The organism is Pseudomonas sp. Tav-5-1A (genome assembly GCF_055755055.1).
Genome location: NZ_CM146901.1, coordinates 4,709,381 through 4,722,528, shown reverse-complemented (window position 1 = coordinate 4,722,528; position 13,148 = coordinate 4,709,381). Strand labels below are relative to the sequence as shown.

10 protein-coding genes are annotated in these 13,148 nt (G+C 64.2%); 4 read left to right on the top strand and 6 right to left on the bottom strand.

Going from position 1 to position 13,148, the window contains the following annotated elements:
- The first annotated feature begins 11 nt into the window (after positions 1-11).
- Together AC0J42_RS21595 and AC0J42_RS21590 are read left to right on the top strand one after the other, a co-directional pair.
- Positions 12-1,667 carry a hypothetical protein gene (locus AC0J42_RS21595; protein ID WP_473003705.1) on the top strand — a complete coding sequence of 552 codons (1,656 nt, stop codon included), beginning with the start codon at positions 12-14 and terminating at the stop codon, positions 1,665-1,667.
- Positions 1,667-2,503: a hypothetical protein gene (locus AC0J42_RS21590; RefSeq protein WP_416425713.1), complete on the top strand. Its 837-nt coding sequence runs from the start codon at positions 1,667-1,669 to the stop codon at positions 2,501-2,503. The genes AC0J42_RS21595 and AC0J42_RS21590 overlap by 1 nt, the downstream gene beginning before the upstream one ends.
- A 468-nt stretch (positions 2,504-2,971) precedes the next feature.
- On the opposite strand, the gene AC0J42_RS21585 is transcribed toward AC0J42_RS21590, so the two are convergent.
- Genes AC0J42_RS21585 through AC0J42_RS21575 form a run of 3 tightly spaced genes read right to left on the bottom strand, consistent with a single transcriptional unit; the run spans position 2,972 to position 8,757 of the window.
- A complete protein-coding gene (locus AC0J42_RS21585) occupies positions 2,972-4,378 on the bottom strand; it encodes an efflux transporter outer membrane subunit (protein ID WP_473003702.1) in 1,407 nt (468 codons plus the stop codon).
- Complete coding sequence (locus tag AC0J42_RS21580) at positions 4,362-5,546, bottom strand: efflux RND transporter periplasmic adaptor subunit (protein WP_473003701.1); 1,185 nt, start codon at positions 5,544-5,546, stop codon at positions 4,362-4,364. The genes AC0J42_RS21585 and AC0J42_RS21580 overlap by 17 nt, the downstream gene beginning before the upstream one ends.
- Positions 5,536-8,757 (bottom strand): efflux RND transporter permease subunit, encoded by a 3,222-nt coding sequence (locus AC0J42_RS21575; protein ID WP_473003699.1) that lies wholly within the window; start codon positions 8,755-8,757, stop codon positions 5,536-5,538. Before AC0J42_RS21575 ends, AC0J42_RS21580 begins: the two co-directional genes overlap by 11 nt.
- A gap of 214 nt (positions 8,758-8,971) precedes the next feature.
- Here AC0J42_RS21575 and AC0J42_RS21570 point away from each other — a divergent pair, with 214 nt between their 5' ends.
- Entirely contained in the window at positions 8,972-9,385 is a 414-nt protein-coding gene (locus AC0J42_RS21570; RefSeq protein ID WP_416425707.1) for a PA0061/PA0062 family lipoprotein, read from the top strand.
- 243 nt (positions 9,386-9,628) lie between these two features.
- Here AC0J42_RS21570 and AC0J42_RS21565 read toward each other — a convergent pair whose 3' ends face one another.
- Genes AC0J42_RS21565 through AC0J42_RS21555 form a run of 3 tightly spaced genes read right to left on the bottom strand, consistent with a single transcriptional unit; the run spans position 9,629 to position 12,349 of the window.
- Complete coding sequence (locus AC0J42_RS21565; RefSeq protein ID WP_473003698.1) at positions 9,629-10,291, bottom strand: response regulator transcription factor; 663 nt, start codon at positions 10,289-10,291, stop codon at positions 9,629-9,631.
- A 5-nt stretch (positions 10,292-10,296) separates the two neighbouring features.
- Positions 10,297-11,688 (bottom strand): sensor histidine kinase, encoded by a 1,392-nt coding sequence (locus AC0J42_RS21560; RefSeq protein WP_473003696.1) that lies wholly within the window; start codon positions 11,686-11,688, stop codon positions 10,297-10,299.
- A complete protein-coding gene (locus AC0J42_RS21555; protein ID WP_027981497.1) occupies positions 11,666-12,349 on the bottom strand; it encodes a response regulator transcription factor in 684 nt (227 codons plus the stop codon). Before AC0J42_RS21555 ends, AC0J42_RS21560 begins: the two co-directional genes overlap by 23 nt.
- A gap of 234 nt (positions 12,350-12,583) precedes the next feature.
- On the opposite strand from AC0J42_RS21555, the gene AC0J42_RS21550 reads away from it, so the two are divergent.
- Positions 12,584-13,066, top strand: coding sequence for a hypothetical protein (locus AC0J42_RS21550; RefSeq protein WP_473003695.1), 483 nt, complete (start codon positions 12,584-12,586; stop codon positions 13,064-13,066).
- Positions 13,067-13,148: the final 82 nt, after the last annotated feature.

The window sequence follows — 13,148 nt, the reverse complement described above, 5'->3', positions numbered from 1 at the left end:
GAGAAAAGACCATGCAGGATTTTTCCCCAAGCGCGATGCTTGCCCTGATGCTGGCAAACCGGGCAGCCGCCGCCTCGCTGATTACCTTGTTCGTGGCGATTGTGATCGTTGCCTTGAACTGGGACAAAGTGTGTTATTTCGTGCGCCGCGCCTGGCATGCCACGCCGCTGGTCGGCACGGTGGCCAGGTTGGCTCGCCAGGTACGCCGCGACCATGGCCAGGTTGATGCCAATGGCTGGCGCAGTGGCGAGATCAGCCTGTGCGAGGAGTACTACACCCGCTACGAGTCCGTGGACAAGGACCCTTCGTATTTCGCCAAGTGCGAAGACTACCTGTCCAAGGTCTGCGAGAAAGGCCGCCGCACCAACCCGGTGTGGGTCGTGCCGCTGATGGGCGCGTTGCTGGTGCTTGAGGCCGTCGGTTTTGCCTATGTGATCGGCCCGTTCGTCAATCGCGAGATTTCGGCCAACAACCTGCAATACCTGACGTGGTCGGTGTCGGCGTTCCTCGCGCTGATCTCGGGCTTCTTCGCGCACATCGCCGGTCACCAGTTCCACCATAACTCGCTGATCAAGAAAGCGCGTCACTGGTGGCGTGGCACGCCGAACAACGAGCGCGACAGCCAGATCGGCAAGGACATCGCACAGATCTCCATCGACGCTTCACGCAGTGACGATAATGCCACGGGCTACAACAAGATCCTGGCGCGCATCAAAACCAACGAGACGGTGACCACTCGCCATAACTGGATCGCCATTTTCGCCGGCACCATCGTGATCGTTGCCATCGCGGCCTTCTGGGTGCGTACCGAACAGCTCAATGCCCTGGAAACCGAACTGGTTGCCGGCTACCAGATCAACGAGTCGGCGCCTGCTGCCAGCAGCCCGTTCGACCTGCCGGCGGCTTCGGCACAAGTCGAGAAGCAAAGCCAGGACAAGTCTTTCGGCGACAAACTGGGTGCCGAGCACACGGCGTCGCTGGTGACCTTCGCGGTATTGTCGGTGGTTTACGTGGCCATCCAGTTCATCGCCTTGTGGCTGTCGATGGTGTACGGCTTCGCTGGCCTGGCGTCCAAGGATGCCTACGAAATGACCAGCAAGTTCAAGACCGCTGCCGAGATGGTGCGCTGGATGGAGCGTCAGCGCCTGGCGATTCGCGGGCATGCCGATCACAAGCTGCGCATGCTGCAGCACAAGGTGTCCGGCTACGACATGGCATCCAACTCGGGGGAGCAAAGTTCGAGCACTGCCCACACCCGCGACTTCGATGCGTTCCTGAAGATGCGGGTAGCCCAGGCAGACGCGAAACGCCAGGCCGACAAGCACGACGAAGACCAGAAGGCCCTGGAGGCGCACCGTGCCGCCCTGGAGTTCCAGCGCAAGAAAGCCTCCATCGAGGCCGAATACCAGGCACCGGCGGTGGCTGCCCAGCCCCGCGTCGAAACGCCAGCGCCCGCTGCGGCGGCCAGCGTCGCGGCGCCTGTGGCGCAAACCCTGGCCGGGCCCAAGCCGGGTGAGTTTGACGACTTGCGTGAACTGTCCGATGAGGACCTGGACCTGGTCACCGATGAATATGGCCTGACCCTCGAGCAGCTCAAGCGCATCCGCAACACCCAAGTGGTGCTGGCCAAGACCGGCAAGTTTCCGGGCAAGGGAGCGATTGCCTGATGAAAGGCTTGCTGCGATGTGCCATGGTCATGGCCTTGCTCGCTTCGGCCACGGCCATGGCGGCGGAGCGCAATGACCTGCCCAGCTGTTACGGGGCGGCGAAACTGGGTGAATTCAAGCCGGCGCCTTCAGGGCGCCAGTTAGTGGTGATCGTCGACCAGACCATCAAGATGCCGGAGGATATCCAGCGTTCGGTGTGGGAGAAAATCGACCGCTTCGTGCAGCCCGGTGACCAGGTGAAGCTGTACACCTTCTCGGCCTTCGTGCCGGGCGAGTACATGCGCCTGCTCACGGATGTCACCCTGGAAGTGCCTGCGGCCGACAACGTTCGCGCCGACATGAGCATGAGCAAGCTGCGCCAGCTGGACGCCTGCATGGGCCAGCAGAAAGCCGTGTTCGTGCGCGGTGTGGGCGGGTTGCTGGTCAAGGCGCTGCGTGAGGCCAACGACGAAAACCCCAAGAGCGAGATCTTGCACGCCCTGCGTGATGTGGGCGCCGACATGGGCCAGGGCAGCGGCGGCGAACATGTCGTGTTCCTGATCAGCGACATGTTGGAGAACAGTGACTACGCCTCGTTCTACGCCCACAGCGCTATCCAGAACCTCAACGTTGCCCAGGAAATCAAGAAGGCTTCGGACAAGAGCCTGTTTGCCAACCTGAACGGCTCGCGCGTGTACGTGGCCGGGGCAGGACTGGTGACGGACGGCATCAAGCAGAAGTATCGGTCGGGCAAGACCATGGACCTGCTGAACGCGTTCTGGGCCGCGTACTTCGAGAAGTCCAATGCCAGGCTGGTGGCGTTTGGCACGCCAATGTTGAACGTGGACCTGCAGTAGGCGCATCCTGGCGGCGTGCCCGTATCACGCCGATGTTCCTTCGGCGCGTCCAAAACCGAGCGCCGCCCGCGCGGCGCGACCCGGCCTGACGGCCGGTGCTACAGTTTGCTGCAATGAGGCTTGTAGCCTTGTTAGCTTGACGCGAAATCGCGTGAAGCTGACATGCCTCCACACGTTACCCAGACAAGCACCAAGGCTGACAACGCCTCTCTTTTAGGCCATGGCACGGTGCAACATATGTAGCACCGGCCGTCAGGCCGGGTCGCGCCGTGCGGACGGCGCTCGATCTCAAGGGCGCTGCGAAATCATCGCCATGCACCTGTCAGCCCTGATGCGCCCTCCAGCCAACCCCGTAGCCGCTGCCGCAGGCTGCGCTGGCCCTTGGTTACGCTGGAGATCTCCAGTGAGGCATAGGGCCAGCGCAGCCTAGCGGCAGCGGCTACGCGGTTGGGTGTATCAGCACATGAATCAGGACTTGGCGGGCTGCCACCCACCCCCCAACGCAACCATCAACCCCACGCTAGCCTGCAACCTGCGCGTCTGCACATCCTGCAACTTGCGCTGCGCATCCAGCGCCGCCGTCTGCGCCGTGACCACGTCCAGGTAGTTCACCGCACCGGCTTCATAGCTGTTCATGGCCAAGGTCTGCGACTGGGTCGCCGCATCCACTGCCGCCTGCTGGTCGGCCGCTTCCTGCTTCAAGTCACGCAGTTGCGAGAGGTTGTCTTCCACCTCGCGCAACGCCTTCAACACGCTGCCGCGGTAGTGGGCGCTGGCTTCGGCGAACTCGGCCTTGGCCTGGTTCTCGGCGCCAGTCAGGCGGCCGCCGGTGAAGATCGGCAGGTTGACCACCGGGCCAATCGCCCAGAAGCGGTTGGTGGCGCTGAGCACGTTGCCCACGCCCATGTCCTGGCCACCGAAATAGCCGCTCAGGCTGAAGTCGGGGTAGAACGCAGCCTTGGCCACGCCAATGTTGGCGTTGGCAGCGAACACCCGGCGTTCGGCGGCGGCGATGTCAGGGCGGCGTTGCAGCAAGGTGCTGGGCAGCTCGGCGGGCACGTCGGGCAGGGCCGGGAATTTGCTGATGGCCGCCAGCTGGAAGGTGGTCGCCGGCTGGCCCACCAGCTCGCCGATGGCGTGCTCGGTGAGGTTGCGCTGGTTGACCACGTCGTCCAGTTGCGCCTGGGCCTGGGCCAGTTCGCTTTGTGCGCGGGTCATGTCCAGTTCGCTGGCGATCTGGCCTTCGTAGCGGTCGCGGGTCAGGTTCAGGGCCTGGGTGTAGTCGTCCAGCGAGGCCTTGAGGATGGCCTGCTGGGCGTCCAGCCCGGCCAGGGTCAGGTACAGGTTGCTGAGCTGGCGCTGCAGGCTCTGGCGCGCCACTTCCAGGTCGTCGGCCGAGGCCTGGGCCTGGGCGTCGCCGGCGGCCACGCGGTTGCGTACCTTGCCCCAGAAGTCGAGGTCCCAGTTCAGGGTGAAGGCCGCGGTGTTGGTGTTGTACACGTTGGGCTGGTCGCTGCCGCGCAGCGGTTTGTTCTCGGACTGGCGCTGGCGCACGCTGGAGCCGGTGGCGCCGATTTCCGGGAACAGGCCGCCGTGCAACTGGCTGGCGTAGGCCTGGGCCGCATCGAAATGCGCCAGGGCCGCGGCCAGGTCAGGGTTGGCGGTGATCAGCTTGCCCTGCAGGTCGTTGAGCTGCGGGTCGTTGTACAGCGTCCACCATTGCTGCGGCACGTGGTCGGCTGGCTTGGCAGCCTGCCACGGGCCGCTGTAATGCAGCGGGATCGGTGCGTCCGGCACCTTGTAGGTCGGCGCCAGCGAGCAGCCCTGGAGCACCAGGGCCATCGCCGCTACCAGGCGGTTAAGCTTTAGGGGCATGGGTGTCTCCTGCGTCGGCCAGTTTCACCGGGTCGTTCTCGCGCAGGGAGTCCGGCGGGTTGTCGATGACCTGGTCGGTGGGGGCCAGGCCCTGGTCGATGAACAGGGTGGCGCCCAGGTCCATGCCGATGTGCACGTTGCGCAGGTGCACATGCTTCTGCGCATCGACCACGGCCACCTGGGTGCCGGCGGCGCGGAAGATCAGCGCGCTGCCGGGAATGCTCACGCCCTGGCTGCCCGCAGGCACCTTGAGGGTGACCTCGGTGTAGTCACCGGCCAGCAATTCGCCCTTGGGGTTGTCGGCGACGAACTGGGCCAGCATGGTGCCGGACTTGGCGTCCACGGCGTTGGAGTTGCCCACCAGCTGTGCATCGAACTGCTCGCCCGGGTGCTCCGGCACGGTCAGGCTCACGTGCATGCCGGTGCGCACGGCCGCGGCGTAGTTCTGCGGCACCGGCACGTAGAGGCGCAGGCGGTGGGTGTCAGCCACTTCGAAGAGGTCCGGGCCGGTGTCGGCGTCGGCCTTGATCAGCTGGCCGACGTCGGTGTTACGCGCGGTCACGGTGCCGTCGAACGGCGCACGCAGGGTCTTGTAGTTGGACAGGTCGGTGAGGCGCGCGTAGTCGGCGCGGGCCGCCTCGACGTTGGCCTTGGCGGCGTCGGCGTTGGCGACTTTCTCGTCCACTTCCTGCTGCGAGACCGAATGCGTGCTCAGCAGGTGCTGCCAGCGCGCGGCGCTGGTCTGTGCCAGTTTCTCGTCGGCCTGTTGCTGCAGCAGGTGCGCGTGGGCCTGGGCCAGTTGTTGGTCCAGGTCCGGGCTGTCGATGTCAGCCAGCACCTGTCCAGCTTTCACCGGCGTGCCGATGTCGGCTTTCCAGTCCTTCAGGTAGCCGCTGACCCGGGCGTGGATCATCGCCTGGCTCCAGGCTTCCAGGTGCGCCGGCAGCACCAGGGTGTCGCCAGTGGTGTTGTGGATCGGCTGGAACACGCTGACGATCGGCATCGACTGGGCTTCGGTCCAGCTCGCCACGTTGTCATCGTGACGGGTCCGGGCGGCCAGGCCGCCGGCCACCAGCACGGCGGCCAAGGTCAGGCCGCCGACGCCGAGCACCATCAGGCGCTTGCGCGAAGGCTTCTTTGCGATGGTCGGTAGGGAATCAGACGACATGGGACGTTTCTCCAACGGAAAGCTTGGCGGTGCGGCGTCCATGCACGAGGCTGAACACCACCGGAACGAAGAGCAGGGTGGCCGTGGTGGCCAGGATCAGGCCGCCGATGACGGCGCGACCCAGTGGGGCGTTTTGTTCCTGGGAGATGGCCAGCGGCAACATGCCGATGATCATCGCCAGGGCGGTCATGCACACCGGACGGAAGCGGGTGAAACCGGCCTCCATGGCGGCCAGCAGGGCGTCGCCGTGCACTTCCAGGCGCTCTCGACAGAAACTCACCACCAGGATGGAGTTGGCGGTGGCCACACCCATGCACAGGATGGCCCCTGTCAACGCCGGCACCGACAGCGAGGTGCCGGAGAGGAACAGCATCCAGACGATGCCTGCCAGGGCGGCTGGCAGGGCGGTGATGATCACGAACGGGTCGAGCCAGGACTGGAAGTTGACCACGATCAGCAGGTAGATCAGCACCACGGCGCCGAGCAGGCCCAGGGACAGGCCGCTGAAGGCTTCATGCAGGGCGTCGATCTGGCCGTGCAGGGTGATTGTGGCGCCCTTCGGACGGTGCGGTGCAGCCAGGTCGATGGCCTTCTGGATGTCGCTGGCAACGCCGCCCAGGTCTCGGCCTTGAACGTTGGCGTAGATGTCCAGGGTCGGCTGGATGTTGTAGTGGGTGACCACTGCCGGGGTGTCGACGCGGTGGATGGTGGCCAGGCCGCCGAGAATCTGCGATTGGCCGTTGGCGCCGGTCACCGGCAGGGCTTCAAGCTCCGGCATGCTGTCCAGGCGGTACTGCGGGGTTGCCGCCACGATGGAGTAGCTGATGCCGTTTTTCGGGTTCAGCCAGTACAGCGGCGATACCTGGGAGCTGCCGGCCAGCGAGGCGACCATGGAGTTGGTCACGTCGCGTTCGGTGATGCCCAGGCCGTTGGCGCGTTCACGGTTCACGTCCACTTGCAGGGTCGGGTAGCCGTTGGACTGCTGGATGCGCAGGTCGGCGATGCCACGGATGTGCTTCAGCGCGCGCTGCAGTTCCAGGGCGTAGGCGTGGTTGGCGTCGTTGTCCGGGCCGGAGATTTTCACGTCCAGGGGCGCTGGGGCACCGAAGTTGAGGATCTCGCTGCTGATGTCAGCCGGCAGGAACGAGAAGGTGCTGCCCGGGAAACTTTCCGGCAGCACTTCACGCAGTTTCTTCACGTAGTCGGCGGTTGGCTTGTGGCCTTCCTTCAGGGTCACGGAGATGTCGCCGTCCTGCGGGCCGGTGGTGCCGCTGGCGCTGTAGGCCATGTCGATACCGCTGAGCGGGATGCCGATGTTGTCGATCACGGTGTCCAGCTCGTTGGCCGGCACCACTTGACGAATGCGCGCTTCGATACGGTCGAAGGCGGCGGCGCTTTCCTCGATACGGGTACCCACCGGCAGGCTGACGTGCAGCGACATGGCGCCGGCGTCGGTGGCCGGGAAGAAGTCTTCACCCAGGGTTGGCAGCAGCGCGAAGGACGCCAGCACGCAGACCATGAAGCCGATCAGGAAGCGCTTGCGGTTTTCCAGGGCCAGGGTGAGGACGCCGTGGTAGCTGTCACGCACGTTGCTGAAGCGCTTCTCGAAGCCCTGCTGGAAGTTCAGCAGGCTTTGCACGAACGCGCCGTGCTTGGGTTTGTGCTGGTCGCCTTCGTGGTGGTTGAGCAGGGCGTTGTCCGGGTGACGGCCTTCGCCGGCCTCGACCACGTGGGGCTTGAGCAGGAACATCGCCAGGGTCGGCACCAGGGTACGCGACAGGATGAACGACGACGCCATGGCGAAGATCACCGCCAGCGCCATGGGGCGGAACAGGTAGCCGGCAATGCCTTGCAGCATGAACATCGGCACGAACACGATGCAGATACACAGCAGGGAGACGAAGGCCGGGCCGACGATCTGCTTGGCGCCGTCGAGGATGGCATCCTTCACCTGCTTGCCTTGCTCAAGGTGCCAGTTGATGTTCTCGATGGTCACCGTGGCATCGTCCACCAGGATACCGACGGCCAGCGCCAGCCCCCCGAGCGTCATCACGTTGAGGGTCTGGCCGCTGACCGCCAGCAGGGCAATCGCCGACAGTACTGCCAGGGGAATCGAGGCGGCAATGATGATGGTCGAGCGCCAGCTGCCCAGGAACAGCAGGATCATGGCGCTGGTCAGCAGGGCGGCGATGATGCCTTCGCGGGCCACGCTGCCCACCGATTCCTTCACGAACACCGAGGCGTCGCCCAGCATCGAGGTTTTCAGCGACGGCGGCAGGGTCTCGTTGATCAACGGGAACATGTCGCGAATGCTTTGCACGATCGACAGGGTCGAGATGTTGCCGTTTTTCAGGGCCGGCATCAGCACCGCGCGACGGCCGTCCACCCGCACGATGTTGGTCTGCGGCGGCGAGCCGTCACGCACGTGGGCCACCTGGCCAACGGTGATCACGGCGCCGTCGACGGTCTTGATCGGCAGGTCGTTGAGCTGCTCGATGGCGTCCGGGCTGTTGTTCAGCAGCACGGTGTATTCATCGCTGCCCAGCTTGGCGGTACCCACCGGCACGATCTGGTTCTGCGCGGCCAGGGCGTTGCTCACGTCCTGCGCCGACAGGCCCTTGGCGGCCAGCGCCTGGGGGTCCAGGTCAAGGGTGATCTGGCGCTGCTTGCCGCCCATGGGGGTCGGCATGGCCAGGCCCGGCACGGCGGAAAGCGGCAGGCGGATGGAGTTCTGCACCAGGTCACGAATACGCGCTTCGGACAGGGTGGGGCTGGAGAACGCCATCTGCAGGATCGGCACCGTGGAGGCGCTGTAGTTGAGGATCAGCGGCGGCGTGATGCCCGGGGGCATCTGCTTGAGCACGGTTTGCGACACCGCGGTCACCTGGGCGTTGGCGGTACGGATGTCCACGCCCGGCTGGAAGAAGATCTTGACGATGCCCATGCCCGGCAGCGATTGCGACTCGATGTGCTCGATGTCGTTCACCGTGGTACTGAGCGAGCGCTCGTAGGTGTAGATCACCCGGCCGGCCATGGCGTCCGGCGACAGGCCGGTGTAGGACCAGACCACGGCAATCACGGGGATGCCGATGTCGGGGAATACGTCGGTAGGGGTCCGCATCGCGGACAGGGGCCCGATGATGCAGATGAATATCGCCAACACGATAAACGTGTATGGCTTGAGCAATGCGGTCTTTACCAGCCCTAGCATGCCAGGAACCTCCAAAGGGTTTGCGTATGCTGGCAAGTCTTGCTGGAACCACCTAACACAAGCCTTTCATGAAGGTGAAAGATGTTTTAAGGCGCAACTGAAATTCGTTTCACGGTGATTCATTGGTGTTGAAAGAGGGCGGTCATCACACTTGGCATCGATCGAAAACGACCTGCCAGGGCAGGCCACTTCCAACACATTTGAGGAATACCCCATGAATGCGAAAACGCTAATGCTGGTGCCCATGCTTGGGCTGGTCGGTCTGCTCTCGGCGTGCGCCGGGCCCATGCCTGCGCCTAACCCGAACGACGCCTGGGTGGGTTTGAAGGAAGAAACCCAGAACTCGATGCTGGCCGAACAGGTTGACGGCAAGAACCTGAAAGATGGCCGTTACTTCCAGGTAAAACCGGGCGAGCACAAACTTGAAGTGCTGCTGTACGAAGAAAGCACTGCGCAACAGGACGACCAGACCTGCCGTGCCACTATTGATTACAAGGGCTTCAAGCAGGGCAAGCACTACACCCTGGTGGAGAGCAGCCTGGGTGACACCAACCTGCGGGCTGATTTGAAGAATGACCAGGGCAAGACTGTTGCTTCGACTGACAACTTCGATTGCATGTCGGGCTGAGGCTTGCGCGGTAACCAAAGGCCCTGGCGCTTAGCGTGATGGGCCTTTTTTTGTGTCCAGCCCAGACTGTCTTGTGGGAGCTGGCTTGCCAGCGAGCTTTTATGGCCCCAACAGCTCGCTGGCAAGCCAGCTCCCACAGGATGTAGCAGTCTCTGTAGCAGCGGCCGCAGGCCGCGTCATGGGCGTACAAAAAAGCCCCGGGCCAGTGGCGCGGGGCTTTTGGGTATTGCCAATCCGTTGATCTCAATCAGTACGCACATGCACCGTTTCGCGCAAGCTGTAACCGAACCCGCGCAAGGTCTGCAGGGCGTTGGGTGCGTCCAGGCGGGCCAGCTTGCGGCGCAGGTTGCAGATGTGTCGCTCGATCAGCGCGCTGCGCGAGTCATGGGCCGCGCCCCACAGCTGTTCCTCGATCAGCTCGCGGCTCACCGCGCCGGGACGCTTTGCGAGGATGGCCAGCAGCCGCTGTTCGCTCACGGTCAACGGCTGCTGGTGGGCGCCGCGGCCCAGCAGCAGGCGCGTGGTGGACAGCCACAGGCCGGCCTCGGCGTCCACCGCGGGGCTGAGGTGGTCGCGCAGCAGGGCGTGCATGCGCGCCTGCAGCTCGATGAACAGCACCGGCTTGGTCAGGCACAACTCGGCGCCGGCGCGCAGGGCCGCCACCCGTGCCGGGCCATCGTCCTCGGCCAGCAGCACCAGCACGCGTGATTTGCGCTTGCGCGTCAGGCAGCGCGCCAGCAGATCCGGCTGGGCCTGCTGCAGATCCAGCAGGATAAAGCCGTAGTTGCTGTCGGCCAGGGCCCAGTCGGCTTCGTGGGGCTTGGCCTCGACGACGCGTTGGCCGCTGTCAGCAAAGCCGCGCAGCAGCTGTTCGTCTCGGGTATCGGCGATATAGAGCAGATTCATGTGGATCACACTCGCGCTTTGCTTTGACGGCAGTGCAGTGCCAGGCTGGCACCGCCCTGTTGGCTGTTGCCCACTTCCAGGGTGAACCCGTGCAGGTTGACGATGGCCGCCACGATCGACAGCCCCAGGCCGAAGCCGGGTTGGGTGTTGTCGTCGTCGCAGCGGTAGAACCGTTGGAACACCGCCTCGCGTTCTTCCTTGGGAATGCCGGGGCCCGAGTCCTGCACTTCAATGCAGGTGCTATCGAGTTCGTTGCGCGCGCGCAGCACCACCACGCCACCGGGCGGGGTGAATTTGATCGAGTTGCTCAGCAGGTTGCCGATGGCTTCGAACAGCAGCGCGCGGTCGCCGTTGAGGCTGGGCAGTACCTGGGGCGAATCCAGCTCCAGGCGCAGCTCGCCTTCCTCTGCCAGTGGCAGGTAGAAGTCGTGCAGTTCATGCAGCAGCGGCAGCGGGTCGAACTCCACGAAGCCGGAGCGACGCTGATGGTCCTCCAGCTCGGAAATGCGCAGCAGGCCGCGGAAGCGCGCCATCAGGGTGTCGGTCTCGGCGATCACGCCGTCCAGTTGCTGGGCGTGGTCGGAATCCACCCCGGCCTGCTGCTGGATGCGATACAGCTGGGCGCGCAGCCGGGTCAGCGGCGTGCGCAGGTCGTGGGCGATGTTGTCGCACACGCCCTTGACCTCCATCATCAGCCGCTCGATGCGGTCGAGCATGGCGTTGACGATGGCCGCCAGCATGTCCAGCTCGTCGCGGCGGTTGGATAGCGGCAGACGCTGGGTCAGGTCGCCGGCGACAATGGCGTCGGCGCTGTCCTGGATCGCGCGGATGCGGCGTATCGGCCGCCTGCGCAGCAGGTGCCAGCCCGCAGCACCGGGGATGATGGTCAGCGAGATGCCCCACAACAGGGCGTGGAGGATGATGCGCGTCACCGCGAACAACGAGCCGTTGTCACGCACCAGCACCAGCCAGCGACCGTCCTGGGTGGCCATGGCCACGGCGTCGCAGCCCTGCTGGGGCAGCTTGGGGTCGTCGGAGTCGATGCAGTCATCCAGCTCGTAGATGTTGCCGTCCAGGGCCACGCCCTTGGGAATTTCCCGCAGGTCGCCGCCAACCGGGCGCAATTGTGCGTCGAACAGCCCGTAGGCGTCGTAGGCGCGGTTGTCGAAGGTCTCGCTGGCCGACAGCGCGTCGTCCAGGGCCTGGCCGCTGAAACGCGAGAACAGGTGCTGGCGCTGCATGAGCGAATGGCGCGCCAGGCTGTTGAGGTAATCCGACACTTCGTAATAGAGCACACCCATGAGGATGCAGCTCCAGGCCACGAAGAGAAAACTGTACAGCGCCAGCAGGCGGCTGCTGGACGAGCGCCAGCCCTTAGAGGGGTTCGGCAATGACATAGCCGGAGCCCCGAACGGTCTTGATCAGCGCAATGGCGCCAGGCGGATCGATCTTCTTGCGCAGGCGGCCGATGTGCACGTCGATCAGGTTGGTGCCCGGGTCGAAGTGGTAGCCCCAGACTTCCTCGAAGATCATCATGCGGGTCAGGATCTGCCCGGCGTTGCGCATCAGGAATTCCAGCAGCTTGTACTCGGTGGGTAGCAGGTTCAGGGCCTGTTCGCCACGGCGCGCTTCACGGGTGATCAGGTCCAGCTCAAGGTCGGCGACCTTCAGCGTGGTGTCGACGTCGGCGACGGTGCTCTTGCGGCGCAGCAGCACTTCGACGCGCGCGGCCATTTCGTCCGAGGCGAAGGGCTTGGTCAGGTAGTCGTCGCCACCGGCACGCAGGCCACGCACGCGCTCGTCCACGTCGGACAGGGCGCTGATCATCAGGATCGGCGTGGACACGCCAATGGTGCGCAAGGTGGTGACAATGGCCAGGCCATCCAGCTCGGGGAGCATGCGGTCCAGGGTGATAACGTCATAGTTGCCGCTGACGGCCTTGACCAGGCCCTCGCGGCCGTTATCGACCCAATCAACTTCAAGGCCGTGGCTGCTCAGTTCGGCCACGATTTCCTTGGCTGTCACGGCATCGTCTTCGATGGTCAAAACGCGTGTCATGGTGTTGTACCTGGGATTTCGGCTATTGAGTGGCCATTGTGCCGATTTTTACCTGTCGCCTTGCTGAAGTTTATTTCATCTAGATGTGTAGGCGCTGGAAGGCTCTAAATCAATGGTTTCAGGGATGCTTTGGTTTGTATCGCGCGGGTATCCCATGTGTTACACGATATTTCTAAAGCTGCGAATGGGCCAGTCGATGACACATGAACCATCTTCCCTTAAAGGAATTTTCCCATGACCACCCTAGGCAATATCACGTCGGGATTGCACATCGCGACCACCACCACTACCGCCAAGTCGACCGCCGCCACCACGGCCAGCACCGACGATAGCACCACCACCAGCGCCGACGGCACCACCACCTCCGGCACTTCCACCACCACTTCCACCACGGCAGCGGGCGGCGCTGGCGGTGCGGGCGGTGGCGGCGGCAGCAGCAGCGACAGCAGTTCCAGCTCCAGTTCCAGCTCCGAGACCGTGACCGAGCTGCAAAAGCAGATCGCCGAGCTGCAGAAACAGCTGCAAGCCCAGGAGCAGGCGGTGCAGAAAGCCCAGCAGATCCAGGACCAGAGCGCCAAGGCCGCGGCCGTGGCCACTGCCCAGGCCCAGGTCTCGTCGACCACTGCAGAAATTTCGTCGCTGACCTCGGAGCTGTCCCAGGCCCTGGTTGACGAAGGCAGCAGCACCACCGGTTCGACCATCAACACCACCGCATGATGTTTTGGGGCCAGGACTCGTGCAGCCGCACATATGGGCTAGGCTTAGCAGAATCTGCAAAGCCTGGACTCTGGAGTGTTTC